General features: G+C 63.0%; 24 protein-coding genes. 14 read left to right on the plus strand and 10 right to left on the minus strand.

The window, feature by feature from the left end:
• Nucleotides 1–7 precede the first annotated feature (7 nt).
• On the plus strand, nt 8–973 hold the full coding sequence (locus AC07OK_RS19470; RefSeq protein ID WP_494691841.1) for an ion channel: 966 nt from the start codon (nt 8–10) through the stop codon (nt 971–973).
• A 12-nt stretch (nt 974–985) separates the two neighbouring features.
• Here the strand turns inward: AC07OK_RS19470 and AC07OK_RS19475 are convergent, their stop codons facing one another.
• Nucleotides 986–1,408: a hypothetical protein gene (locus AC07OK_RS19475; RefSeq protein WP_494691842.1), complete on the minus strand. Its 423-nt coding sequence runs from the start codon at nt 1,406–1,408 to the stop codon at nt 986–988.
• 113 nt (nt 1,409–1,521) lie between these two features.
• Between AC07OK_RS19475 and AC07OK_RS19480 the strand changes: the two genes are divergently transcribed.
• Nucleotides 1,522–2,547: a hypothetical protein gene (locus tag AC07OK_RS19480; RefSeq protein ID WP_494691843.1), complete on the plus strand. Its 1,026-nt coding sequence runs from the start codon at nt 1,522–1,524 to the stop codon at nt 2,545–2,547.
• Nucleotides 2,548–2,571: 24 nt separating this feature from the next.
• On the opposite strand, the gene AC07OK_RS19485 is transcribed toward AC07OK_RS19480, so the two are convergent.
• Nucleotides 2,572–2,799, minus strand: a complete 228-nt coding sequence (locus AC07OK_RS19485) for a hypothetical protein (protein ID WP_116988633.1) — start codon at nt 2,797–2,799, stop codon at nt 2,572–2,574.
• Nucleotides 2,800–2,944: 145 nt separating this feature from the next.
• Here AC07OK_RS19485 and AC07OK_RS19490 point away from each other — a divergent pair, with 145 nt between their 5' ends.
• The 8 genes from AC07OK_RS19490 to AC07OK_RS19525 all read left to right on the plus strand — a co-directional run bounded on the left by AC07OK_RS19490 (nt 2,945) and on the right by AC07OK_RS19525 (nt 11,185).
• Nucleotides 2,945–4,057: a porin gene (locus tag AC07OK_RS19490; RefSeq protein ID WP_494691844.1), complete on the plus strand. Its 1,113-nt coding sequence runs from the start codon at nt 2,945–2,947 to the stop codon at nt 4,055–4,057.
• A gap of 79 nt (nt 4,058–4,136) precedes the next feature.
• Entirely contained in the window at nt 4,137–5,336 is a 1,200-nt protein-coding gene (gene urtA, locus AC07OK_RS19495; protein ID WP_494691862.1) for an urea ABC transporter substrate-binding protein, read from the plus strand.
• Between the two features lie 70 nt (nt 5,337–5,406).
• Complete coding sequence (gene urtB / locus AC07OK_RS19500) at nt 5,407–6,981, plus strand: urea ABC transporter permease subunit UrtB (RefSeq protein WP_494691845.1); 1,575 nt, start codon at nt 5,407–5,409, stop codon at nt 6,979–6,981.
• A complete protein-coding gene (gene urtC, locus AC07OK_RS19505; protein WP_494691846.1) occupies nt 6,978–8,060 on the plus strand; it encodes an urea ABC transporter permease subunit UrtC in 1,083 nt (360 codons plus the stop codon). The genes urtB and urtC overlap by 4 nt, the downstream gene beginning before the upstream one ends.
• Complete coding sequence (gene urtD / locus AC07OK_RS19510; protein ID WP_494691847.1) at nt 8,057–8,866, plus strand: urea ABC transporter ATP-binding protein UrtD; 810 nt, start codon at nt 8,057–8,059, stop codon at nt 8,864–8,866. Before urtC ends, urtD begins: the two co-directional genes overlap by 4 nt.
• Nucleotides 8,867–8,871: 5 nt before the next feature.
• On the plus strand, nt 8,872–9,570 hold the full coding sequence (gene urtE / locus AC07OK_RS19515; protein ID WP_494691848.1) for an urea ABC transporter ATP-binding subunit UrtE: 699 nt from the start codon (nt 8,872–8,874) through the stop codon (nt 9,568–9,570).
• 89 nt (nt 9,571–9,659) lie between these two features.
• Nucleotides 9,660–10,502, plus strand: a complete 843-nt coding sequence (locus AC07OK_RS19520) for a hypothetical protein (RefSeq protein WP_494691849.1) — start codon at nt 9,660–9,662, stop codon at nt 10,500–10,502.
• Nucleotides 10,503–10,588: 86 nt separating this feature from the next.
• Nucleotides 10,589–11,185 (plus strand): trimeric intracellular cation channel family protein, encoded by a 597-nt coding sequence (locus AC07OK_RS19525; RefSeq protein WP_494691850.1) that lies wholly within the window; start codon nt 10,589–10,591, stop codon nt 11,183–11,185.
• Here AC07OK_RS19525 and AC07OK_RS19530 read toward each other — a convergent pair.
• The 8 genes from AC07OK_RS19530 to AC07OK_RS19565 all read right to left on the minus strand — a co-directional run bounded on the left by AC07OK_RS19530 (nt 11,155) and on the right by AC07OK_RS19565 (nt 22,463).
• Nucleotides 11,155–11,844: a PEP-CTERM sorting domain-containing protein gene (locus tag AC07OK_RS19530; protein ID WP_494691851.1), complete on the minus strand. Its 690-nt coding sequence runs from the start codon at nt 11,842–11,844 to the stop codon at nt 11,155–11,157. The genes AC07OK_RS19525 and AC07OK_RS19530 overlap by 31 nt on opposite strands.
• 96 nt (nt 11,845–11,940) lie before the next feature.
• Nucleotides 11,941–12,879, minus strand: coding sequence for a response regulator (locus AC07OK_RS19535; protein WP_494691852.1), 939 nt, complete (start codon nt 12,877–12,879; stop codon nt 11,941–11,943).
• Nucleotides 12,863–16,273 carry a hybrid sensor histidine kinase/response regulator gene (locus tag AC07OK_RS19540; RefSeq protein WP_494691853.1) on the minus strand — a complete coding sequence of 1,137 codons (3,411 nt, stop codon included), beginning with the start codon at nt 16,271–16,273 and terminating at the stop codon, nt 12,863–12,865. The genes AC07OK_RS19535 and AC07OK_RS19540 overlap by 17 nt, the downstream gene beginning before the upstream one ends.
• An 80-nt stretch (nt 16,274–16,353) precedes the next feature.
• Nucleotides 16,354–17,025, minus strand: a complete 672-nt coding sequence (locus AC07OK_RS19545) for a flagellar brake protein (RefSeq protein ID WP_494691854.1) — start codon at nt 17,023–17,025, stop codon at nt 16,354–16,356.
• 226 nt (nt 17,026–17,251) lie between these two features.
• Nucleotides 17,252–18,001 (minus strand): pseudouridine synthase, encoded by a 750-nt coding sequence (locus tag AC07OK_RS19550; protein WP_217940239.1) that lies wholly within the window; start codon nt 17,999–18,001, stop codon nt 17,252–17,254.
• A 37-nt stretch (nt 18,002–18,038) separates the two neighbouring features.
• Nucleotides 18,039–20,621: a [protein-PII] uridylyltransferase gene (locus tag AC07OK_RS19555; protein WP_494691855.1), complete on the minus strand. Its 2,583-nt coding sequence runs from the start codon at nt 20,619–20,621 to the stop codon at nt 18,039–18,041.
• Between the two features lie 7 nt (nt 20,622–20,628).
• Nucleotides 20,629–21,468, minus strand: a complete 840-nt coding sequence (gene map / locus AC07OK_RS19560) for a type I methionyl aminopeptidase (protein ID WP_494691856.1) — start codon at nt 21,466–21,468, stop codon at nt 20,629–20,631.
• A 179-nt stretch (nt 21,469–21,647) separates the two neighbouring features.
• Nucleotides 21,648–22,463: an MHFG family PEP-CTERM protein gene (locus AC07OK_RS19565; protein WP_494691857.1), complete on the minus strand. Its 816-nt coding sequence runs from the start codon at nt 22,461–22,463 to the stop codon at nt 21,648–21,650.
• Nucleotides 22,464–22,844: 381 nt separating this feature from the next.
• Between AC07OK_RS19565 and rpsB the strand changes: the two genes are divergently transcribed.
• From rpsB to frr, 4 genes are all read left to right on the plus strand, one after another.
• Nucleotides 22,845–23,597 (plus strand): 30S ribosomal protein S2, encoded by a 753-nt coding sequence (gene rpsB, locus AC07OK_RS19570; RefSeq protein WP_070271614.1) that lies wholly within the window; start codon nt 22,845–22,847, stop codon nt 23,595–23,597.
• 117 nt (nt 23,598–23,714) lie between these two features.
• Nucleotides 23,715–24,626 (plus strand): translation elongation factor Ts, encoded by a 912-nt coding sequence (gene tsf, locus AC07OK_RS19575; protein WP_116988647.1) that lies wholly within the window; start codon nt 23,715–23,717, stop codon nt 24,624–24,626.
• A 144-nt stretch (nt 24,627–24,770) separates the two neighbouring features.
• Nucleotides 24,771–25,487 carry a UMP kinase gene (gene pyrH / locus AC07OK_RS19580; protein WP_008449294.1) on the plus strand — a complete coding sequence of 239 codons (717 nt, stop codon included), beginning with the start codon at nt 24,771–24,773 and terminating at the stop codon, nt 25,485–25,487.
• A gap of 42 nt (nt 25,488–25,529) precedes the next feature.
• Nucleotides 25,530–26,090 (plus strand): ribosome recycling factor, encoded by a 561-nt coding sequence (frr, locus tag AC07OK_RS19585; protein ID WP_008449292.1) that lies wholly within the window; start codon nt 25,530–25,532, stop codon nt 26,088–26,090.
• Nucleotides 26,091–26,187: the final 97 nt, after the last annotated feature.

Raw genomic sequence — 26,187 nt, forward strand, 5'->3', positions numbered from 1 at the left:
CCAGGCGATGAGTGAAGGTCCGGTGCGCAAGCATGCGCAAAAGGTCACCCGTCCAAGGGTGGGCAATGAGCGCGGCGTGTTCCAGATGGGGACTTCGCAGATCAAGCGGATAGGCCTCGGGCGCAGGTACTGGGGCGACATCTATCACTGGATGCTGACCCTGAGCTGGCCGCGCTTCTTCCTGCTGGTCGGCGCGATCTACATGTTCACCAATCTGGCGTTCGCACTGGCGTTCTTCCTGGTGCCGGGTTCGGTCGCCAATGCGCGGCCGGATTCCTTCCTCGATACCTTCTTCTTTTCGATTGAAACGCTGGCCACCGTTGGCTACGGCTACATGAATCCCGGTTCGACTTACGGCCACGTGGTCGCCTCGACCGAGATCCTGCTCGGCATGGTGGAAGTGGCGACGGTGACGGGCCTGCTGTTCGCGCGCTTCTCGCGACCAACCTCGCGCATCATGTTTTCCGACGTCGCCGTGGTCACGCCGTTCAACGGCGTGCCGACGCTGATGCTCAGGACCGGCAATGAGCGGGGCAACCTGATATTGGAAGCCTCGGTGCGGGCCACGCTGATTCGCCGCGAAACGACGCTGGAAGGGCAGATCTTCACGCGCTTCTACGATTTGCAGCTGGAGCGTGAGCGCTCCGGGGTGTTCGCGCTGACGTGGACGATACTACACAAGATCGACGAATCGAGTCCGTTCTGGGGCAAGTCGCAGGAAGACCTGCACAACGAAGGCGCCACGCTGTCGGTGGCCGTTTCCGGCACCGACGACACGCTCAACGATTTCGTCCACGCGCGCCAGACCTACGCGGCGGAGCACATCTACTTCAACCACCACTTCGCCGACATCATGTCGGACAAGCAGAATGGCAATGTGCGGATACTGGACTACAGCAAATTCCACGATATCTACCCGGACGGCACGGAAGGCGGCAACATGCCTGGCGCCGCGCTGGCGCATCCCGGTTGATGCGGACGGGCGCTATTCGGCGCCCAGCAGGTCGCGCGCGTTCAGCAGCGCGTAGACGATATCGGGATGTTTGTTGAAGCAGCGGCGCACGGCGGCCGGCACGTTCTCGCGGGTTTTGCGGCACAGGCCCGGTTGCTCCGCCAGGCGTATCTGGAGGCCCATCACGGTGCGCACGCCGTTCGCGCTGGGGGTGATGGTCAGGCGGATGCCCAGATGCTCCAGCATGCGCTGCTCGATGCGGCCCAGCTCCTCGAAGCTGGCGATGTTCTCGATCTTTTCGATCAGCGCCTTTTCCTGCTCACGCGTCAGGCGCAGGATGCGGATGTCGGTGTCGTCAGGCGTGCTGTCCCACTGTTCCAGCAGCTCGTCGCGCCCGCATTCGCAGGCGCCGGGCGGGCATTCTTTTCGAATCAGGAAGGGCAGTGCTTGAGGCATGATGGAGCGGCTCGGCGGCATGTACGAAGCTAAATTCTACTCCGAACCCCACGTTGTGCGGCGCCAAATTATTATTGTATATATAATATTTTTTTAATTCGAACTGACGCCACATGAAAAATATGTACTCGATGCTGCCGCTGTTCGCCGCGCTGTGGGTGACGCTGCCCGCCGTCGCCGGCCCGGAAACGCTGGAGCGCTGCCTGCCGACGGTCAAGCCATGGCTGCCCCCTGGCGCTAGCCAGAACGCCTGTTCGCAATACGCGTCCAATGCCGGCGTCGGCGCCATCAATTACGGTGGCTCGTACAAGATGGCGGCGTTCAGCAAGGACGGTAAGCTGACAGGCCTTCGCAATCCCGATCTGGGCCGCGAAGATCCGACGCCCAAAGATACCTACGACCCCGCCGCATGGGAGCAGTCCGGCAGCAGTGGCCCGGTTGGCGAGTTGTGGTGGGGCCGGCGCGACAATATGCACTTGTTTGTCGGCCAGGAGTCGAAGGTGCGCCTGACTGTGGAGGCCAGCCGCGGGCCTATGCCTGGCCCGGCGGAACGGCAGGCGCGCATGCTGGCGATAGTGGCTCAGGCCCAGGCGATGGCGGCCAACAAGCCGATTCCGCAATCGGCCTATGACAATCTGCTATTCATACACCGCAGCATGGAGTACCGTCAGATCGGCGGTACCGACGCGACGTTCCGTGGCGGTTTGGGTGGCGATGGCTTTATCCCGCCCGGAAGAATATCGGACGCAAAACTCAAACTGGAAAACCTGCCTGCCTACAAGGGCGTGCTCAGTTTCGAGATGAAGGTGGACGGGGTTGCGCGCCGCTTCAGTTTTCCTGTGATGCTGGATCAGCCCACCGACCATCTGATCGCCGCCGCCGTCAACGGCGACAGTTACACCCGGTGCGAAAAGCGCCCGAACCGCGGGAAGAATGAATCGCCGGCCTGTCCGCTGAATAACGAGAACTTCCCGGAGCGCTACGATGCAGAGGGTGCGTTTTTCGGCGACCACGCTTCGCTGGCGGCGGTGAAGGTTTACATGACGGTCAATTCGCCGGCGCGCAATCGCCATGAGGATATCGCCACCGCCGTGATTATCCTGCGCGCCGAGGCGTCACCGCCGGTCGCTGGCCGTTGAGGCTGTTGTGCATTAGCGCATGCTTCAGTCCATGCGCTTGAGGCGCTGGCCGACGATGCTCCATTTGCAGGCCTCGCCGTCGACGGTGCCGGTCAGTACCCAGCCGGTGCCAAGCTTCTCGACGCCGATCTCGCACTCCAGCTCCTTCGCCAGCTTCTCGGCCCAGCCGCGCGCGGCGCCTTGGCCCTTGAACAGTTCATTGCCTTCGTAGATGACTGTAGCGTCGAAAACCGAGGCGGCAAAAATGGTCATGATGGTGCTCCAAAAAAGTAAGCCGCTATTGTGCCATTAATTCAAGGCCTCTTGTCCCTCCCATACCACTACGTCATTCGACGTATTCCTCACGGCTTGTCTGCTGGCTAATCTTGCAGCATCCAAAACCGAAAAGGGGAACAAGATGGGTTTGAAACGGGGAATGCTGCTGGCCGCGGCAGTTGCGGTGGCAGGCAATGCTTATGCCGGCGCCACGGTCAATTTTGGCGAGGACAAGTCGGTCAGCGTTGGCTTCGGCATGCGCGAGAGCTACACCAGCGTCAAGGACGGCGCGCCGAACGGCACCGACCGTTCCAGCGACTTCAATCTGGATTCGGCGCGGCTGTTCCTGGGCGCCTCGCTCAACAAGAACATCAAGGGCATGCTGAACACCGAGTGGGACGGCGACAAGATCCGCATCCTGGACGCCGCCGGGCAGTTCGCCATCTCGCCCGAGTTGAACATCTGGGCCGGCCGCCTGCTGTCGCCGAGCGACCGCGCCAACATGGCCGGACCGTACTACTCGCTGGGCGGCGGCTACTGGGCCGGCGTGGCCTCGCGCTACGGCTACAACGGCGGCATCTTCCGCGGCCGCGACGACGGCGTGGTGGTCTGGGGCGATGTGGCCGAGGGCAAGCTGGGTTACTCGTTCGGCGTGTTCGAAGGCCATACCTTCGGCATCGGCTCGATGACGCAATCGCAGGCCAAGGCGGCGGGCGTCAAGGCCGACGACTCGATGATGTACGCCGGCCGCCTGCAATACGATTTCTGGGACGCGGAACCGGGCTACTACGGCACCGGCAACTACCTCGGTGGCGCCGACATCCTGTCGATCGGCGTGGCGGGGCGCTACCAGAAGGACGGCATCCTGACCGTCGCCAAGAGCGGCAAGTACAGCTCCTACAACGTCGACTTCCTGATGGAGAAGCGGGTCAAGGGCTCGGGCGCCTTCGCGCTGGAGGCGGCCTGGTACGACTACAACACCGACGACATCATCAAGTCCGAGCAGGGCAAGGCTTATTCGGCCGGAGCTTCCTGGATCTTCGAGGAGAAGGCTGGTTGGGGCAAGTTCCAGCCCTTCGTGCGCTGGCAAAAGTTCGCCGCCGATACCGACATCGACACCAAACAGTACGACGCGGGCGTGAACTACATCATCGACGGCTACAACGCGCAGCTCAGCGCCGTGTACTCGAAGACCAAGATGACCAAGGCCGCCGATACGGACAAGTTCTCGCTCACCTTGCAGCTGCAATTCTAATTCAACCACACGGAGCTATCTCATGCAAAATCGTCGTCTGTTCATCGCATCCCTGAGCCGCATCGCCGCCGCCACCGCCATGCTGGCCGCCGGCGCACAAGCCTACGCCGCCGACACGATCAAGGTCGGCATCCTGCATTCGCTGTCTGGCACGATGGCGATTTCCGAAACGTCGCTGAAAGACGTGGCGTTGATGACCATCGACGAAATCAACGCCAAGGGCGGCGTGTTGGGCAAGAAGCTGGAGGCGGTGGTGGTCGATCCGGCCTCCAATTGGCCGCTGTTCGCCGAGAAGGCGCGCGGCCTGATCGCGCAGGACAAGGTGTCCGTGGTGTTTGGCTGCTGGACGTCGGTGTCGCGCAAGTCGGTGCTGCCGGTGTTCAAGGAGTTGAATAGCCTGCTGTTCTACCCGGTGCAGTACGAGGGCGAGGAGCTGGAGAAGAACGTGTTCTACACCGGCGCCGCGCCCAACCAGCAGGCGATACCTGCGGTGGAATACCTGATGAGCAAGGAGGGCGGTGGCGCCAAGCGCTTCGTGCTGCTGGGGACCGACTACGTCTATCCGCGCACCACCAACAAGATCCTGCGCGCCTACCTGAAGAGCAAGGGCGTGAAGGATAGCGAGATCGACGAGGTGTACACCCCGTTCGGTCATTCGGACTACCAGACCATCGTCGCCAACATCAAGAAGTTCTCGGCCGGCGGCAAGACGGCGGTGATCTCCACCATCAACGGCGATTCCAATGTGCCGTTCTACAAAGAGCTGGGCAACGCTGGCTTGAAGGCGACCGATGTGCCGGTGGTGGCGTTCTCGGTGGGCGAGGAGGAATTGCGCGGCGTGGACACCAAGCCCTTGTTGGGCCACCTGGCGGCGTGGAACTACTTCGAGTCGGTGAAGAATCCGGTGAATACGGAGTTCATCAAGAAATGGAAGGCCTATGCCGCCGCCAAGAAGCTGCCGAACGCGAATACCGTCGTGACCAACGATCCAATGGAGGCGACCTACGTCGGCATCCATATGTGGGCGCAGGCGGTGGAGAAGGCCAAGTCGACCGACACCGACAAGGTGATCGCGGCGATGGCGGGGCAGAGTTTCAAGGCGCCGTCTGGATTTACGTTGACGATGGATCCGACCAACCACCACCTGCACAAGCCGGTGTTCATCGGCGAAATCCGACCGGACGGCCAGTTCAGCGTGGTGTGGAAGACGCCTGGCCCGGTGCGCGCGAATCCATGGAGCCCATACATTCCGGGTAACGAGGGTAAGCAGAAGCTGTAAGCCGTGAAGGTGCGCCCCGGTCGGTGTGACGGGGCGCGGCAGCAAACCAGTATCACCTGAGGACACCACCTTGAAAAAACTCCTGCTTCTGGCCTGCCTGCTGTTGTCCTGCGCGGCGCAAGCCGCCATCGACAGCAGCTTGCTGGCGCCCCTGGCCGGCGACGATCCCGACGCCCGCGTCGACGCCATCGTCAAGATCGGCGCGCTGGCCAACGACGACGCCACCCGTCTGCTGACGGCCCTCAAGAGCGACGCGCTATACGCCACGCCGGACGGCCGCATCTACATCGTCACCGACGACAAAGCCTACAACCCGGCCACCGGCGCAACCGGCCCGCTGCCCGAAGGCCTGGACGGCGTGATGGTCAACAACCGCCTGCGCGGCGCCGTCGACGACGCGCTGTCCGCCCTCAAACTGTTCTCCCCGGACCGCGCGCAGCGGCTGGCAGCAGCCACCGAGCTGCAAAAAAGCGTCACACTGGCGCAAGCCCCGTTGGTCGAAAAAGCGCTGGCGAATGAGCAGGACGCCGAGATACGCCCCATGCTGCAACTGGTCGCCGCCACCGCCAACCTGCAATCGCCTGATGCGGCGAAGCGCAAGGCCGCTGTCGAAGCGCTTGCCGGCAGCAGCAACGCCAACCTGCGCCCGCTGCTGCAAGCGATGGTGAGCGATAAAGAACCCGACCAGGCGGTGCGCGTGGCCGCCGCCCACACCTTGCAGGCGCTGGACAGCCGCCTGGCGCGCACCGAATTTATCGGCAACGTCTTCTACGGCATCTCGCTGGCGAGCGTGTTGCTGCTGACGGCCCTGGGCCTGGCCATCACCTTCGGCCTGATGGGCATCATCAACATGGCCCATGGCGAATTGCTGATGATAGGCGCCTACACCACCTACCTGTGCCAGCTTGGCTTCCGCAACTACTTCCCATCGGCGGTGGACTGCTACCTGATCGCCGCGCTGCCGGCAGCCTTCCTGGTGACGGCGGCCGTCGGCATCGCGCTGGAGCGCACGGTGATCCGCTGGCTCTACGGCCGTCCGCTGGAAACGCTGCTGGCCACTTGGGGCATCAGCCTGATACTGATGCAGGCGGTGCGCACCATCTTCGGCGCGCAGAACGTCGAGGTGGCGAATCCGTCGTGGATGTCCGGCGGCGTGACGGTGCTAGGCTCGCTGGTGCTGGCCTATAACCGCATCGTCATCATCGCCTTCGCGTTGTTCGTGGTGGCCGGCGTCTGGCTGATACTGAACAGGACCCGGCTTGGCCTGTTCGTCCGCGCCGTGATGCAGAACCGCCGCATGGCCGGCTGCGTCGGCGTCTCCACCGCCAAGATCGACATGATGACCTTCGGCCTCGGTTCCGGCATCGCGGGGCTGGGCGGCGTGGCCTTGTCGCAGCTGGGTAACGTCGGGCCGGACCTGGGCCAGAGCTACATCGTCGATTCCTTCATGGTGGTGGTGCTGGGCGGCGTCGGCCAACTGGCGGGCACCATCATCGCCGCGCTGGGACTGGGCGAGGCGAACAAATTCCTGGAGCCGGTGGCTGGCGCGGTGCTGGCCAAGATCGCCATCCTGGTCTTCATCATCATGTTCATCCAGAAGCGGCCACAGGGCCTGTTCGCCATGAAAGGCAGGAGCGCGGAATGAATCAACCTTCTCTCTTTTCGCGCCGGGCGTGGAGCGGCATCGCCGCCTGCTGCTTGGTGCTGGCCGCGCTTCCCTTGCTGAACCTGGCCTTTGCGGACGGCCATCCGCTGCATGTGCCCAGCTACATGGTCAGCCTGGTCGGAAAATTCATGTGCTACGCGTTGGCGGCGCTGGCGCTCGACATGGTGTGGGGTTATGCCGGCATCCTGTCGCTGGGCCATGGCGTGTTCTTTGCGCTGGGCGCCTACGCGCACGGCATGTACCTGATGCGCGCCATCGGCAGGGAGGGCGTGTACCAGAGCGACCTGCCGGACTTCATGGTCTTCCTCGACTGGAAAACCTATCCGTGGTTCTGGTCCGCCACCGACAGCTTCTGGTACTGCCTGGCGTTGGTGGTGCTGGTGCCGGGCGTGCTGGCGTTCGTGTTCGGCTACTTCGCTTTCCGCTCGCGCATCAAGGGCGTGTACTTCTCGATCATCACCCAGGCCATGACCTATGCCTTCATGCTGCTGTTTTTCCGTAATAACACCGGCTTTGGCGGCAACAACGGCTTCACGGACTTCAAGCGGATACTGGGCTACTCGATCAGCGCGCCCGCCACCAAGGCCACGCTGTACCTGGTCACGCTGGCGATGCTGGCCGGCTCGCTGCTGCTGTGCCGCTGGATTGTCAAGTCCAAGCTGGGGCGCGTGCTGCAAGCGGTGCGTGATTCGGAATCGCGGTTGATGTTCATCGGTTACAACCCGCTGTGGTTCAAGCTGTTCGTGTGGACCTTGTCGGCGGTGTTGTGCGGAATTGCGGGCGCGCTGTATGTGCCGCAGGTCGGCATCATCAACCCATCCGAGATGTCGCCGGCGAACTCGATCGAGATGGTGATCTGGGCGGCGGTGGGCGGCCGCGGCACGCTGCTGGGGCCTATCATCGGCGCGTTCTCGGTCAACGGTTTGAAGAGCTGGTTCACCGGCGCCTTCCCGAATCTATGGCTGTTCGCGCTGGGACTGATCTTCATCCTGGTGACGCGCTACCTGCCGCAGGGCATAGCAGGACTGGCGGCGCGCTGGCGCAAGGAGCAGGCATGAGCGCCAACGAACATATGAACATCTCGTCGGGCCGCGTGGCGGAGCCTGGACTGGACACCACACATGGCGCCATCCTGTACCTGGAAGAGATCACGGTGTCGTTCGACGGCTTCCGCGCGTTGAATAAACTGAGCCTGGATATTTCTGTCGGCGAGCTGCGGTGCATCATCGGCCCCAATGGCGCGGGCAAGACCACGATGATGGACGTCATCACCGGCAAGACGCGGCCGACTTCCGGCACCGCTTTCTTCGGCCAGACCATGGACCTGAGCCGCATGACGGAATACCAGATCGCCCACGCCGGCATCGGCCGCAAGTTCCAGCGGCCGACCATCTTCGAGCAGCACACGGTATTTGAAAATCTCGAACTGGCGATGAAGACCGACAAGCGCGTGCGGCCTACCTTGTTCGCGCGGCTGTCGTCCGAACAGCGCGGCAAGATCGACGAGATCCTCAAGCTGATACGGCTGAACGGCAGCGAGCAGCGCTTGGCGGGATTGCTGTCGCACGGGCAGAAGCAGTGGCTGGAGATCGGCATGCTGTTGATGCAGGAGCCGCAGCTGATCCTGCTGGACGAACCGGTGGCCGGCATGTCCGACGCCGAGACGGCGCGCACGGCGGAGCTGCTCAACGAATTGCGCGGCAAGCATTCGATCATGGTGGTGGAGCACGACATGGCGTTCGTCACCGAGATTGCGCAGCAGGGTATGGTGACGGTGCTGCATGAAGGCTCGGTGCTGGCGCAGGGCACGATGTCGCAAGTGCAGTCCGACGAGCGGGTGATTGAAGTTTATCTGGGGCGCTGACGCATATGCTGCAAGTGGAAAAAATCAACCAGTACTACGGTTCCTCGCATACGCTGCGCGGCGTGTCGCTGGAACTGGAACGGGGCAAGTGCATGGCGCTGTTGGGCCGCAACGGCGTCGGCAAGACCACGCTGCTCAAATGCCTGATGGGCGTGCTGCCGGTATCGGCCGGCTCGGTGCGGCTGGAAGGGCGCGACATCACGCGCATGGCGCCGCACCAGCGCGCGCGCGCGGGCATCGCCTACGTGCCGCAGGGCCGGGAGATCTTTGCGCGGCTGACGGTGGAGGAAAACCTGCTGATGGGCCTCGCCACGTGCAGCGGCAAGAAGGCGTCCACCATCAAGGGCGAGGTGTATGAGCTGTTCCCGGTGCTGAAGGACATGCTGCACCGGCGCGGCGGCGACCTGTCCGGCGGCCAGCAACAGCAGCTGGCGATTGCACGCGCGCTGCTGGCCGAGCCCAAACTGATCATCCTCGATGAGCCGACCGAGGGGATCCAGCCGTCCATCATCAAGGACATCGGCAACGTGATCCGGCTGCTGCGCCAGCGCGGCGACATGGCGATCCTGCTGTGCGAGCAGTACTTCGATTTCGCCCACGAGCTGGCGGACCAGTTCATCGTGCTGTCGCGCGGCGAGGTGGTCGCCTCGGGTGCGCAGGCGGCGATGAACGCGCCTGACGTCAAGCGCCATCTGGCGGTATAAGGCGGCGTTGGACGCATTGCGTGACAAAGCGCGCATTTCGCGCGTTGGGATCTATGCTACATTGTCTTTATTGCCACTTTGTAGCCATCATGAGACCGCAACTACCGCTTTATGTCATTGTGTTGGTGCCGCTCGTGTTGGTGGGCTTGTATTGGTCGTCGAGCCGTCCGGCCGGCGAACCCGAAGCGGCCAGGCAGCAGATATCCAACCGCGCGGCACTGGCAGATGCTCGTCGAGGCCAGTCTTCGACCCTGCTGCCCAAATCCGACCCGCGCTATACGCTGGCGCAGCAGGTGGACCGGCTGGCCGCTACTGGCAGGCCGGCTGACGCCCTGGATGCGTACTGGTTGGTGCAGACCTGTATCGACTTCCAACGCACCGGCGACTTGGCCGTGGCGGACGGAGACTTCATGCGGCCCGCGAACGCAGTGGAGAAGTCCGCGGAAAAGCTGCTCTGTGCGGACATGACCGAACGGATGAGAACCACCCGGCTGGAACATCTGGCGCTGGCGGCCAAGGCCGGCATCGACAGCGCGGACCTGGCGTTCCTGCAAACCGGCCCGTTCGGCGATCCGTCCTCGCTGGAGTCCCGCCCCGACGATCCGCTGGTGCTGGCCTGGAGGGCGGAGGCGCTGGGCTATCTGGAGGCGCAGGCGCAGCAGGGCCGCATCCCCAGCATGATTACCCTGCTGGGCGAGTACAACGAGGACAGCGGGCTGCAGAAACAGCATCCGTTGGCGGCGTTGCGCTATGCGACCGCCGTGCACGATCACTACGAAGCACTGCTTGGCGGCGCTACCAAGGCCTCTCCCAACCCGCTGCCGGATGAATTTATGCAGAAGATGTCGCAGGGACTGTCGCCGGATCAGGTCAGGCTCGCGACCGCCGAGGGCAAGCAGCTGCTGGCGCGCGCCTTGGAAAAACGGCGCTGAGCATTCCCGCATAATTTGGCCGCACCGCCGATTGCTGATAAAGTAACGGTCCTTTTTTATTTGTCAGGTTTGCCGTGGAGTTGCGTTTGCTTTTTTATATCCTCGATCTGATCGGCGTGGCCGTATTTGCCGCCAGCGGCACGCTGGCGGCGATGGCTTCCCATCTGGATCTGCTGGGGATCATGGTGCTGGCCGCGATGACCGCCATCGGCGGCGGCACGGTGCGCGACCTGCTGCTGAACCGCCATCCGGTGTTCTGGATCGAAGATCCCAAGCCGCTGCTGGTGATCGTCGCCTCGGCCATCTTCACCATCGTCTGGGTGCAGGTGCTGCCGGTGCCGACCGACGCCTTGCTGATCGCCGACGCGCTGGGGTTGGCGCTGTTTGCCATGTCCGGCGCCAAGGTGGCGGAGGCGCAGGGCTGCCGCGCGCTGATCGTCATCCTGATGGGCACACTGACCGGCGTCGGCGGAGGCCTGGTGCGCGACATCCTGGCCGCCAAGGTGCCGCTGATACTGCGCCAGGATATCTATGCGACCGCCGCCATCGCCGGCATCCTGCTGTACATCCTGCTGAAAAAGGGCGGCATGCCGCCGCGCTGGGCGTTCGGCGCCGGCCTGGTGTCTATCGTGGTGGTGCGCCTGCTGGCGATTCAACTGGGCTTGCGGCTTCCGTCGTTCTGAGTCGTGCCGCGGCGGCGACGGGTCATGAAGCCAAGCAGGCCGAGGCCGGCCATGAACATGGCATACGACTCCGGTTCAGGCACGGCTGAGACATTGATATTGTCAATGGCGAAACCGTTCCATCTCGCCTCTCTGCTACCGCTGCTGGTGAATGTAACGGATGCCAGATTGGTGAAGCTGCCGTTGAAGGTATAGCTCGCCAACGGCAAAGGGCCGTGCAGCACCGACTTGTCGATGGCAAACGACTGGGCAACGGTACCCCCGCCGAGCAGTTGACCAACCACGTTGATTTGGGTTGGAATCGCCCCAGGGTCATGATACTCGTTAAAATTGAAGGGAGCCGTGCCTTCGAAGCCGCTCAGGGCGAAGGCGCCGCCGCCGTGCTTGGCCATCGTCAGGCTGGCGACTGGCGAGCCTTGACCAAAGCTGCCCCATGGCGCCATTACGAACGTCGTGCCGTTGCTGGGGCAGCTTGGCTGGCATGCTGGCTTCGAGGCCGTCGCCGCGGAAGGGCCCGACAGCTTGAAATCAAAGCCGCGGCTTTTGAAGCTTCCTGCTACCCCCGTTGGCAAATCATTAAAGTCAACAACGGCTGCGTGGCTCAGCGACGCGGCGCCCGCCATCAGGCTGGACAGCAATATTTTTTTTGCGATATTCATGGGGTTCTCGTGGTTGACGTCCGGGATGAAGGGGTTTTCTCATTGCATCCTATCATCAATACTATGGAAATAATATTAATACTTATAAAAATGGCACTATGCGGATCTTGATGCCGCCGGCGCGCCATCCGCCGCGTTGTGATGCAATTTTCCCATCGCGACCGCGGCGGCGGAGGTGCGGGTTTCCACGCCCAGCTTGACGAACACGTGTTCCAGGTGCTTGTTCACGGTGCGCGGGCTGGTGCCGAGGATGTCGCCGATGTCGCGGTTGGTCTTGCCCTTGATGACCCAGTTCAGCACCTCCGATTCGCGCTGCGTCAGTTTGAAGGAGGCCATCAGCTTCTCGATCTGCGCGCTGTCCGATTCCTCGCGCAGCACGATCATCCACTGCTCGTTTTCGCTGAACTCCGCCGCCGAGAAGATCAGGCGGCGGCTGGCCCGCTGCAGCGTCAACGGCGGATGCGACTGGCCCTGGCTGTGCGCCAGCTGCGTCGCCGCCAGCCACGCCGTCAATTCGGTATCGACCGCATAGCCCTGCATCAGCGTGCGCGCCAGCGGCGTTTGCCAGACGATCTTGCCGTCGCGCGGCGTCATCGCGATCACCGCGTTGCCGAAGGCGTCCAGTGCGCTGCGGGCCTGGTCCATCAGGCGCGCGGTCTGCATGTGGGAGGTGATCCGCGCCAGCACCTCGCTGGTGCGCAGCGGCTTGGTGACGTAGTCGTTGCCGCCGGCGGCGAAGGCCGCCACCACGTGCTCCGCTTCCGTCAGGCCGGTCATGAACACGACCGGGATATGGCGCGTGGCCAGGCTGGCTTTCAAATGGCGGCAGGTTTCGAAACCGTCCATGCCGGGCATGACGGCGTCCAGCAGGATGATGTCCGGCTGCGCCTCGGCGGCGCGCTGCAAGGCCGTCGCGCCGTTGTTCGCCACCAGCACGGTGTAGCCCGATTCGTCCAGGGCGTCGTGCAGCACGGCCAGGTTTTCCGGGACGTCGTCCACCACCAGCACGATGTTGCGGTCAGTGTTGAAGTTCATTGGTCTGGTTCTTTCGGAGGAAGTCGGCCATCGCGTCCAGCTGGAAGCGGGCGGCGAAGTTGCGCATGGTTTGCGTGAAGTGCAGGTAGCGTGGGTCGAGCGCGCTGATTTCATCGAGCTTGTTCTGGATGCCGCGTACGTAGCCGATGCGGACCAGCTCATTGAGCGCCTTCAGTTGCGCGGCGGGCGGCAGCACCAGCTGTGCCAGTTCCGGCGCCGCCGCCGTCACCTCGATGCTGATAGCCGGCTGCGTGATCCATTCCAGCGCCAGGCGCTGGCCTATCCAGTCCAGCAGCTCGGCCACGTTGACCGGCTTGACGATGAAGTCCGCCGCCGTGATGCCGGCCGCGTTTTCCATGCCCTTGTCGAAGGCGTTGGCGGAGACGATGGCGATCGGCACCTGCGACAGCTGCCGGCGGCGCAGGATGTAGCTGGCTTCCCAGCCGTCCATGGCCGGCATGGCCAGGTCCATCAGGATCAGGTCCGGCTTGAAAGAGGCGTGCAGGTCCAGGCACTCAAGGCCGGATTCGGCCAGCGCCACGTCAAAGCCCAGCGGCGTCAGGATGTTGAGCAGCATCTCGCGGTCGACCCGTTCGTTGTCGACCACCAGGATGCGGCGCCGCGTGCCGCGATAGCCGGTGCGCTGCGCCGCCGGCTGCTCCAGTTCCTTCAGCTCGCGGGCCGAGGCGTGCACGCTGGGCAGGAATAGCCGGATGTGGAATACGCTGCCTTGCTGCGGCGTGCTGCGGATATTCAGTTCGCCGCCCATCAGCTGCGTCAGCATCTTGGAGATCGGGAGCCCCAGGCCGGTGCCGCTGGCGTTGGCGTGCGCGCTGGCGCTGCCGCGCGAGAACGGTTCGAAGATGTGGTCGATCTCTTCCTGCAGGATGCCGGGGCCGCTGTCCTCGATCTCGAACGAGGCCATCTCGCGCGCGTACTGCAGGCGCAGCACGATGCCGCCGTTGCTGGTGAACTTGACCGCGTTGCCGAGGATGTTGATGAGGATCTGCCCCAGCCGCTTGCGGTCGGCGCGCACGATGCGCGGCAGCGCGCCGGTCAGCTCGTAGCGGAAGGCCAGTCCCTTGTTGGCCGCCTGCAGTTCAAACATGCGCACGATCTGGCCGATGAAGTCGGGGAAGTTCAGCTCCTTCATGTCGAAGTTGAATTTGCCGCCTTCGATGCGGGCGATGTCCAGCGTCCCCTCGATCAGCGACAGCAGATGTTCGCCGCTGCTGCGGATCACGCGGATCGCCTGCTGGCGGTGCTCCGGTATCGACGGGTCGTTGTCCAGCAGCTGCGCGTAGCCGAGGATGGAATTCAACGGCGTCCGGATCTCGTGGCTGATGCCGGCGATGTAGCGGCTCTTGGCCTGGTTGGCCAGGTCGGCGGTCTTCTTGGCTTGCTGGAGCTGGGCGTCGGTCTGGCTGTGCAGTTCGATCTCGCGCGTCAGCAAGCCGGTCTGGCGGTTCGATTCTTCCTGCGCTACGCGGCGGCTTTCGCTGGTCAGCACCAGCCACCAGGCGACGATGCCGCTGGTGAGCAGCAGCGCCGCGAAGATCTTGAAGAACACCAGCTGCAGCTGCGGCAGCAGGGCGGCGTCGCCGGCCGCCAGCACCGACTGTTCGTGGTAGTAGATCAGCCCCAGCAAGGCGGCCAGGAACAGCACCGTGACGATCATCAGCAGCAGGTAGTGTCCCAGTCCGCTGCTCAGGTAGCGCCACAGCGATTTGGGCAGCAGCGCCTGCATCGCGGCCTGCCATTGCGACGACACTTTGGCGTGCGGCTTGCAGACGTCGTTGCAGCGCGCGTCCAGGCAGCAGCACAGGGAGCAGATCGAGCCCTGGTAGGCCGGGCAGTGCGCCATGTCCTCGGACTCGTATTCCTTTTCGCAGATCACACAGGTCTTGCTGTGCACAGGCGAGGGCTTGCGGGCGATGTAGTACTTGCCCCTGGTGGCGACGGCGATCAGCGGCGACGCCACGAACGCCGTCAGCAGCGCGATGAAGGCGGAGAAGGCCTGCGCCTGGTGGCCGAACAATCCCATGAAGGCCGCCACCGACAGGGCCGACGCCAGCAGCATGGCGCCGACGCCGACCGGATTGATGTCGTACAAATAGGCGCGCCGGAACTCGATGCCTTTCGGGCTCAGGCCCAGCGGCTTGTTGACCACCAGGTCGGCCACCACCGCCGTGATCCACGAGATGGCGACGTTGGAGTACAGGCCGAGCACCTGGTCCAGCGCCTGGAACACGTCGAGCTCCATCAGCAGCACGGCGATCAGCGCGTTGAACACGGCCCACACCACGCGCCCCGGATGGCTGTGCGTGAGCCGCGCGAAGAAGTTGGACCAGGCCAGCGAGCCGGCATAGGCGTTGGTCATGTTGATCTTGACCTGCGAGATCACCACCAGCAGCGCGGTCGCCAGCAGCGCCACCGACGGATGGTCGAACACCAGGCCGAAGCCGGCCAGGTACATCTGCGTCGGGTTGACCGCCTGCGCCAGCGGCACCGCGCTGCTGATGGCCAGGAAGGCCAGCAGCGCGCCGCCCAGCATCTTGGCGATGCCGAGCAGGATCCAGCCCGGCCCCGCGACCAGCACGCCCAGGTGCCAGCGGAAGCCGTTGGCGGCGGTCTTCTGCGGCATGAAGCGCAGGAAGTCGACCTGCTCGCCGATCTGCGTGATCAAGGCCACGCCGACCGCCGTGGCGGCGCCGAACATCAGCACGTTGAAGTGGCCGTTCTCGCCGGTGCGGCCGGCGTAGTGCAGCAGCTGCGGCAGCAGCTCCGGCTTTTTTTGCAGGATGGCGATGAAGGGCAGGGCCATCAGCACCAGCCACACCGGCTGCGTCAGCATCTGGATGCGGCTGATCAGCGTGACGCCGTGCGTCACCAGCGGGATCACCACCAGGGCGCTGACCATGTAGCCCAGGTAGAGCGGCAAGTGGAAGTACAGCTCCAGCGCGTAGGCCATGATGGCCGCTTCCAGCGCGAACAGGATGAAGGTGAACGAGGCGTAGACGAAGGACGAGATGGTCGAGCCGATGTAGCCGAAGCCGGCGCCGCGCGTCAGCAGGTCCATGTCGACGCCGTACTTGGCGGCGTAGTAGCTGATCGGCAGCCCGGTCATGAAGATGATCAGGCCGACCGCCATGATGGCCCACAGCGCGTTGATGAAGCCGTAGTTGACGGTGATGGTGCCGCCGATCGCCTCCAGCACCAGGAACGAGATCGCGCCGAAAGCCGTGTTCGACACGCGGAACACCGACCATTTGCGGAACGCGCGCGGCGTGTAGCGCAGCGCATAGTCCTCGATGGTTTCGTTGGCCACCCAGGTGTTGTAGTCGCGACGGATCTTGACGATGCGTTGCGCCGGTTCGGTCTCTATTTTTGTCATGCCGGGCCCATAAAAAAAAGCAGCTATCTAAGCTGCTTTTTTAAGCAAGTTGCATGCCCGGCAAGGTCGCCGCGCCTGGTTTAGCGCTGCTTGCTGAGGTTGAGCTTGTCCAGCAGGCGCGCCAGTTCTTCCTGCATCGACGGCGACAGGTTGGCGAACTGGCAGCCGATCTGCACCTGCTCGCCCAGCAGGAAGGAGCGGAAGGTGCGCGACAGGCGGATGTCGAGGTCGGCGATCATCACCGAATCCGGGCCCAGCTCCAGCCGCACGCGTTGCAGCTTGCGGCCGACGTACAGGCCGACGCAGTCGCGCGGTGGCGCCCGCATGCCGACGCCGCCGGCCGAGAAGTCGTACAGCTGCAGCTCGTAGGGCTTGCCGTTCAGGACAAACGAGGCCATGTAGTAGATGCCCAGCGGGGTTTCCAGCCGGGTCGAGGCGCGGCGGTTCAGCACCTGGCACTTGGTCGGGAAGTCCAGCGGGATCATGGTCGGTTCGCCGGGCGTGCAGGCCCAGTCCGGCGAAGTGAGCTTGAACTGCACCTTGGCCGCGCGCAGCCAGGCGACGAACACGGCGTCGCCGGGCGGCAGGAACTCGCCCTCGTTCAGTTCCAGCACAAAAAACGGATTTTCAGGGTCGACCGATTTGATGCGCGCCATCACCACGTTGGTGGTGCTGGCCGGATAAATGGAGATCGGATCGCCGTTGTCGGCGAGCAGGGTGAGAGAATCGCCGATGTCATGTTCATCGGTCATCTCGTGCGGCTTGGAACCCGCCGGAATGGGCTCCACAGCATCTTTTAGGCTGGGAGGACCGCGGCGAAATTCATTCGGTATAGGATCGTTCACGACGGCATATCTCTTTGATAATGACTCTACGATGCGAGGTCGATCTGCACAGTTTACAGTTTATTCGCGCGCTTGGCTTGCTAAATGGCAAGAATATTTCGCTCACTGTGCATTCTGGTCCACGCCGGGCTGGTCAGAACTGCTCTTCGGGCCGCAAATAGCGCCACTGGCCGACCGGCAGGTCGCCCAGCTTGACCTTGCCGATGCGCACTCGTTTCAAACCGACAACCTTGAGGCCGACCATGTCGCACATGCGGCGGATCTGGCGCTTCTTGCCTTCGCGCAGCGTGATGCTGAGCTGGTCCTCGTTCTGCCAGCGCACCTTGGCCGGCAGCAGCGGCTTGCCGTCCATCCACAGGCCGTGGCAGAGTTTTTTCAGGTCGCTGTCGGGCAGCTTGCCGGGCTTGGTGTACTCGACGCGCACCAGGTATTCCTTGTCGACGTCGGTGGTTTCGCCGATCAGGTGCTTGGCCACGCGGCCGTCCTGGGTCAGCACCAGCAGGCCGACCGAGTCGATGTCCAGGCGGCCGGCCGGCACCAGCGAGCGCAGTTGCGTCGGGTGGAAGATTTCCGGCGACGGATCGTCGGGCCAGCGGTTTTCCGGCTTGATCAGCACCACGGCCGGCTGGTAGCCGTCCTCGGCCTGGCCGCTGACGTAGCCCATCGGCTTGTTGATCAGCACGGTCACGCGCTTGGACTGTTCGGCGGCGGCCTGGCGCTCGACGGTGACGCGCTGGCTGGGATAAATCTTGGTGCCGAGTTCGGAGATGACCTGGCCATCGACCCGTACCCAGCCGCGCGCTATCCACTCGTCAGCCTCGCGGCGCGAGCACAGGCCCAGTTCGGACATGCGTTTGGACAGGCGTAATAATTCTTCGGACATGATGCGTTTTTCTTTTTCTAAAAAGGGTGAAACTAGTTTATACCTTGATCGCGTCCAGCAGGTCGGTTTCAAGCTGGATCTGGCTGCGGGCGTTGTTCAGCGTGGCGCCGTCGATCAGGAACACGTCCTCGACGCGCTCGCCCAGGGTCATCACCTTGGCGGTGTGCAGGTTGATCTTGTACTTGGTGAGCACGTTGGCGATCGAGTACAGCAGGCCGGTGCGGTCGTTGGCCGCCACCGACAGCAGGTAGTACTGGCCGCGCTCGTCCGGGCGCAGGTCCACCGTCGGCTGGATCGGGAAGGTGCGCGACAGCCGCGACAGCCGGCCCTTGCCCGGCGCCGGCAGCGGCTCCAGGTTGGTCAGCAGCGCGCACAGCTCGTGCTCGATCAGGCTGATGATGTCGCGGTAGCTCTTGGCGAAGCTCTGCTCGGTCACCAGGAAGGTGTCGAGCGCGTAGCCGTGGCGGGTGGTGTGGATCTTGGCGTCGAGGATGCTGAAGTTCTTGCGGTCGAAGTAGCTGCAGATGCGCGCGAACAGGTCCGGCTGGTCCTTGATGTAGACGGCGATCTGCAAACCTTCGCCGATCGGCGCCAGCCGGCACTTGACCACCGGCTTGTCGCTGGTGAAGCGGTCGTACAGCGCGCGCGTCTGCCAGGCGATGTCGGAGGCGTCGTGGCGCAGGAAGTAGGCGACGTCGAGCTGCTTCCAGAACGCTTCGTGCGCGTCCGGCGGCAGGCCGTACAGGCGCAAGGTGGCCAGCGCTTCCTGCTGGCGGTGCTTCAGTTCGTGGTCGGCGCTGTGCGGCTCGCCGCCCAGCACGCGCAAGGTGATGCGGTACAGGTCTTCCAGCAGCTTGGCCTTCCAGGCGTTCCATACTTTCGGGCTGGTGCCGCGGATGTCGGCCACCGTCAGCAGGTACAGCGCGGTCAGGTGGCGCTCGTCCTTGGCCACCTTGGCGAAGGCGGCGATCACGTCCGGGTCCGACAGGTCCTGCTTCTGCGCGACTTGCGACATGGTCAGGTGGTTCTCGACCAGGAACACCACCAGCTCGGTGTCCTCGGCGCTGACGCCGTGTTCAAGGCAGAACTGCTCGGCGTCGACCGTGCCCAGCTTGGAGTGGTCGCCGCCGCGGCCCTTGGCGATGTCGTGGAACAGCGCGCCCAGGTACAGCAGCCACGGCTGCGGGAAGTTGGCCATCAGCTGGCTGCAGAACGGGTACTCGTGCGCGTGCTCGGCCATCGTGAAGCGGCGCATATTGCGCACCACCATCAGGATGTGCTGGTCCACCGTGTAGACGTGGAACAGGTCGTGCTGCATCTGGCCGACGATCTTGCGGAAGTTGGGCAGGTAGCGACCCAGGATGGACAGGTCGTTCATGCGGCGCAGCGCGTGGATGATGCCCACCGGCGCCTGCATGATGCGCAGGAATAGCGAACGGTTGACCGGATCGGCGCGGAAGGCGGCGTCGATCTTGAAGCGCTCGTGCCACAGCGCGCGCATGGTGCGCGAGGTCATGCCCTGCAGCGAAGGGCGCTCGGTCATCAGCACGAAGATCTCCAGCATCGCCGACGGCGTGGTGGCGAAGGTGTCGTCCTCGCTGATGTCGATCAGGCCGTTGACGTCGTTGAAGCGCTCGTTGATGCGCACCGGCACGCCGGCTTTCGGGAACAGCCGTTCCTCGATGTTTTGCAGCAGGATGGTGTTCAGTTGGGTAACGGTCTTGGCGGCCCAGTAGTAGCGCTGCATCAGGTATTCGCTGGCGCGGCGCATGTTGACGCCGCTGCCGGTGGCCTGCAGGCCCAGCGATTCGGCGATCGCGGTCTGGACGTCGAACACCAGCCGGTCTTCGCGCCGGCCCGCGTGCAGGTGCAGGCGCACGCGGATGTCCTTGAAGGCGCGTTCCTTCTCCATCAGCTGCTTGGCTTCGGTCTGCGTGATCAGGCCGCTGGTGGCCAGGGTGCGCCAGGAGTTGGCCAGGCCGGCGGCCTTGACCATCCACAGGATCATCTGCAGGTCGCGCAGGCCGCCCGGGCTTTCCTTGCAGTTCGGCTCCAGGCTGAAGGCGGTGTCTTCGTATTTGGCGTGGCGCTGACGCATCTCCAGCACCTTGGCGTGATAGAAGGCGCGCGGGTCCATCGCCGCCTGGTAGCGCTGCTGCAGCTGCTGGAACAGCGGCTCGTCGCCGCAGATCAGGCGCGCTTCCAGCAAGCTGGTTTGCACCGTGATGTCGGCCGCCGATTCGCTCAGGCATTCGTCCACCGTGCGGATGCTGTGGCCGATCTCCAGACCCAGGTCCCACAGCAGTTGCACCAGTTCTTCCAGCTTGCCGGTGGTGGCGGCGTCCGGCGCTTTTTCCAGCAGGATCAGCAGGTCGACGTCGGAATAGGGGAACAGCTCGCCGCGGCCGTAGCCGCCGACGCCGACCAGCGCGGTGTTGGCCGGCAGCCGGGCTGCATGCCAGGCCGTGGTCAGCACCGCGTCGACGCTCTGGCGCAGGCTGCGCAGCAGCTTTTCGGGCATGCCGTCGGCCTGGAAGCCGGCGATGACGACCTGGCGGTCGGCCTTCAGCTGGCGCTTCAGTTGTTCGCGCAGTTCCTTCTTCATCGCCGCCGTCGTCATGCGGGGCTTAGGCGGCTACGGCGCTGGCTGACGCGCCTGGCGCCGCGCCCGTGATGAAAGCCGGCGGCGGCGGGCTGCCGGCCGACAGCGTCAGCACCTCATAGCCGGTCTCGGTGACCAGGATGGTGTGTTCCCACTGGGCCGACAGGCTGCGGTCCTTGGTTTTGATGGTCCAGCCGTCGCCCATTTCGCGGATCTCGCGCTTGCCGGCGTTGATCATCGGCTCGATGGTGAAGATCATGCCGGCCTGCAGCTCGTCCAGCGTGCCGGGACGGCCGTAGTGCAGCACCTGCGGCTCTTCGTGGAAGATCTTGCCGATGCCGTGGCCGCAGAATTCGCGCACCACGCTGTAGCCGGCTTTTTCCGCGTGCTGCTGGATCACGTGGCCGATGTCGCCCAGGTGCGCGCCCGCCTTGACCTTGGCGATGCCCAGCCACATGCACTCGTAGGTGATGTCGGACAGGCGCTTGGCCAGGATCGAGGGCTCGCCGATGAAGAACATGCGGCTGTTGTCGCCGTGGTAGCCGTCCTTGATGACGGTGATGTCGAGGTTGACCACGTCGCCGTTCTTGAGCACCTTGTCGCCCGGGATGCCGTGGCAGATGACGTCGTTGACCGAGGTGCAGATGGCCTTGGGGTAGGGCGTGTAGCCCGGCGGGCAGTAGTTCAGCGGCGCCGGGATGGTGCCCTGCACGTTGACCATGTATTCGTGGCAGAGGCGATCCAGTTCGCCGGTGGTCACGCCTGGCTTGACGAAGGGCGTGATGTAGTCCAGCACCTCGGAACCCAGGCGGCCGGCCACGCGCATGCCGGCGATATCTTCGGCGGATTTAATGGAAATAGACATAATGGATCGCAATCAGCAAAGTAAACGGTAAAAACGCAGGCGGCGAGCGGATGGGATCAGCTCGCGGCGTGCAAATATGTCGAAATTATAAACGACGCGGGGCGGCCCCGCTCGGGAATGCAAGGATGGTGCCTGGCGCGACGCATGGGCGCCACGCTCGGAACGGCGTGCCGGACGCTTCAGCCTTGACGGGAGGTGGCGCGCCGGCGGCGCGCGATGACGCCGAGCACGCCCAGGCCGGCCAGCAGCATGGCCCAGGTGTCGGCTTCAGGCACCGGGGTAGCCATTGGCAAGGTGCTATCGTTGTCGTTGGGGAAATACCCTGGAAACGGGCGCAGGCCTCCGTCCGTCAGCAGGTCGGGCAGGTCGTCGTCGTTGATGTCGAGGAGGTCCATGCCGCCCGCCTGTCGGCCGTGTTTGGCTGCCTTGTCGGCCGCCTGGCGCTGTTGCAGATCGCGCTCAGCCAATTCCTCCGCGGTCGGTTCTTCAGGCTCGGGCTGTTCGGCGTTGGCCAGGCCCAGGTCCTTGGCGTCGAGCTGGTCGCCTAATTTAGCGGCGACCGGCGCCGCCGCGGCCGGCGCCTTGGCGGCGGCCGGCACGCGGTTGATGCGGCTGACGTTGCCGCAAATCTTGGGCACCAGAATGCAGTGCTGGTCGACGCAGTAGACCGCGCCCGGCTCCTGGCGCTTCTCGCTCCACTTGGCGCGGGTGACGGTCGCACATACCGAGGCGGCGCCAAAGTGCATGTCGCGGATGGCCGGATCGTACTGGTTCTTACCGCTGATGCCGTCGCGGGTGATGGTGACCTTGTCGTCGGACTGGCCTTCTTCCATGCGGCGCTTGAGCGTGCTGCGCACGTCGGCCGGGATGTCGGTGTAGCGGTCGATGGCGGCGGCAGTCTTGCCGGTGTAAGGATTAACGCCAGGGCGATCCCAGGAGCAACTTGGCTGGACAGTGGAAACTGCGGCTAGTGTCACGGCAAAGAGGATGGACATGGGGGCGAACCTTCAACAGTGTAGTGGATGCGAAATAACTATTAACAAGATGGAATTAAAGTTTTCGCCATGATATTACAAAATAGTTACTTATGCTCAAAATAGTTGCCTTTTTATTTGTAACAAGACATGGCGGTGCGGAAAAAGCGCTGCCGTGAGGCAAAGTGGTGCAGTGCGCCAAGCTTGGGCGAGGGGCGCGCGCAGGCGTACAGTGCTTGCCTAAGTGGCTGTTTTCAGGGTAGAATCTCGGGTTGCTTGAATTCGGTTTTGAGCAATGTTGTAAAAATCCCGTGGAAATCCACATTAATAAACGCGAATCCGGTCGACAAGGGTGCCTATATGGTGACTGATCGGATTCCAGACCCAACCCTGGAGTTTAATATGTCCGTAACTATGCGCGAAATGCTGGAAGCCGGTGTCCACTTCGGTCACCAAACCCGTTTCTGGAACCCAAAGATGGCTCCTTTCATCTTCGGTCACCGCAACAAGATCCATATCATCAACTTGGAAAAGACGATGGGTATGTATCAAGAAGCGATGAAGCACGTGAAACAGGTCGCTTCGAACCGTGGCACCATCCTGATGGTCGGCACCAAGCGTCAAGCTCGCGAAATCATTGCTGCTGAAGCAGCACGCGCAGGCGTTCCTTTCGTCGACCAGCGTTGGTTGGGCGGCATGCTGACCAACTTCAAGACCATCAAGACCTCGATCAAGCGCCTGAAAGACATGGAAGCGACGATCGAAGACGGTTCGGTTGAGAAGCTGTCGAAAAAAGAAGCGCTGATGTTCCAACGCGAAATGATCAAGCTGCAAAAATCGATCGGCGGCATCAAGGACATGGGCGGCGTTCCTGACGCAATCTTCGTCGTTGACGTTGGCTACCATAAAGGCGCCATCACCGAAGCCGCAAAACTGGGCATCCCAGTTATCGGCGTGGTCGATACCAACCACTCGCCAGAAGGCGTTCAGTTCGTCATTCCAGGCAACGATGACTCGTCGAAAGCCATCACTCTGTACGCCCGCGGCGTGGCAGATGCCATCCTGGAAGGCCGTGCTGCTGCCGGTAACGAAGTAGTTGAAATGGTTAAAGCTGCAGCTGGCGACGAATTCGTCGAAGTTAACGAGCAGGCTTAATCGCTCGTAACAAGCTGTAAGGAAAAAGGGGTGGCCAACAGCTCCCCCTTTTTTTTAACGTAAGTGGTTTGAGCAGCGCTCACCACCCCACCCGAACACCGAATACAGGAGAATCACATGGCAGCTATTACTGCAGCAATGGTAGGCGAACTGCGCGCGAAGACTGACGCGCCTATGATGGAATGCAAAAAAGCACTGACCGAAGCCGAAGGCGACATGGGTCGTGCTGAAGAGATCCTGCGCGTCAAGCTGGGCGGCAAGGCATCGAAAGCATCGGCACGCATCACCGCCGAAGGCGTCGTGGCAACCTTCATCGCCGGCGGCGTAGGCGCGCTGGTTGAAGTCAACTCCGAAACCGACTTCGTCGCGAAAAACGACGACTTCCTGGCCCTGGCCAACAACGCCGCACGCCTGGTTGTCGAGCACAACCCGGCCGACGTCGCTGCCCTGCTGGCACTGCCGCTGGACGGCAAGACCCTGGACGAAGTGCGCGCAGCACTGATCGGTAAAATCGGCGAAAACATGTCGATCCGCCGCTTCCAGCGTTTCGAAACCACCGGCAAGCTGGCTTCCTACCTGCACGGCGCGCGCATCGGCGTGATCGTCGACTTCGACGGCGCCGACGAGCAAGTTGGTAAAGACGTGGCCATGCACATCGCTGCCATGAAGCCAGTGTCGCTGTCGTCCGAGCAGGTTCCAGCGGAACTGATCGAAAAAGAGCGTTCGGTTGCAAAACTGAAAGCTGAAGAAGACGCAGCCAAAGCTGTTGCCGAAGGCAAGCCAGCGCAATCGCCGGAAATCCTGGCCAAGCGCCTGGAAGGTTCGGTACAGAAGTACCTGAAAGAAGTATCGCTGCTGAACCAGGCTTTCGTGAAAAACGACAAGCAATCGATCGAGCAGATGCTGAAAGAAAAATCGACCACCGTGAAAGCCTTTGCCATGTACGTGGTCGGCGAGGGCATCGAGAAGAAGGTTGACGACTTCGCCGCAGAAGTGGCCGCACAGATGGCTGCTTCCCAGGGAGCGTAATACCAAAGAAAACGGGCCGAGAGGCCCGTTTTTTTAGCCCGACCAAAGTTTTGCCCGCAACACACAGTCGTTCCCGGCGCCGACCAAGGTATCATGGGCGCCGGCAGCCTTACCCGAATCAACCCAACTTAGGAGCCTCGTCTCATGTCAAAACCAGCCTACAAGCGCGTCCTCCTCAAATTGTCCGGCGAAGCCCTGATGGGCGATGATCCTTACGGCATCAACCGCGGCACGATCGAACGGATGGTCGCCGACGTGGCAGAGGTCGCGAAACTGGGCGTGGAACTGGCGATCGTCATCGGCGGCGGCAACATCTTCCGTGGCGTCGCCCCCGGCGCGCAAGGGATGGACCGCGCCACCGCCGACTACATGGGCATGTTGGCCACCGTCATGAACGCGCTGGCCCTGGCCGACGCGATGCGCCATGTCGGCATCACCGCCCGCGTGATGTCGGCGATCGGCATCGAGCAGGTGGTCGAGCCGTATGTGCGCCCGAAAGCCCTGCAGTATCTGGAAGAAGGCAAGGTCGTGGTGTTTGCGGCCGGCACCGGCAACCCGTTCTTCACCACCGACACCGCCGCCGCGCTGCGCGGTTCGGAGATGAGCGCGGAGATCGTGCTCAAGGCCACCAAGGTCGACGGTGTCTACACCGCCGATCCGAAGAAGGATGCTAACGCCACGCTGTACAGCTCCATCACTTTCGACGAAGCCATCGCCAAGCATCTGCAGGTCATGGATGCCACCGCCTTCGCGCTGTGCCGCGACCAGAAACTGCCGATCAAAGTGTTCTCCATCACCAAGCCGGGCGCGCTGATGCGCGTCATCATGGGCGAGGATGAGGGTACACTGGTTCACGTTTAACGCATTACGTTTATATTACATTCCGATCACAGGAGAGCAGCAATGTCCGTAGCTGACGTTAAAAAAAGTGCGCAAGAGCGCATGATCAAATCGCTGGAAACCTTGCGCGCCGATCTGGCCAAGGTTCGTACCGGCCGCGCCCACACCGGCATCCTGGACCATGTGCAGGTCGAGTACTACGGTTCGCCGACCGCGCTGACCCAGGTCGCCAACGTGACCCTGATCGACGCCCGCACCATCGGTGTGCAGCCGTTCGAGAAGAAGATGGCCGCCACCATCGAGAAAGCCATCCGCGACGCCGACCTGGGCCTGAACCCGTCGTCGCAGGGCGACATGATCCGCGTGCCGACCCCGCCGCTGACCGAAGAGCGCCGCAAGGAAATGGTCAAGCTGGTCAAGAGCGAAGCGGAAGACGCGAAAATCGCCGTCCGCAACATCCGCCGCGACGCCAACGAAGGCATGAAAAAGCTGGTCAAGGACAAGGCGATCTCGGAAGACGACGAGCGCCGCGGCACCGACGAGGTGCAGAAGCTGACCGACAAGTTCATCGTTGACATCGACAAGATGGTCGCCGAAAAAGAAAAAGAAGTTCTGACGGTTTAAAACCCGCCGGCGCCGGTGCGGGGTCAGTTCCGGCATTGTGCCACGCGTGGCCTGTTTCTTCTCCCCCCCCGCCGCCTCCGACCACTCCACTCTCGTG

The sequence above is a fragment of the Duganella sp. GW821-FHT07G03 genome, assembly GCF_059418605.1.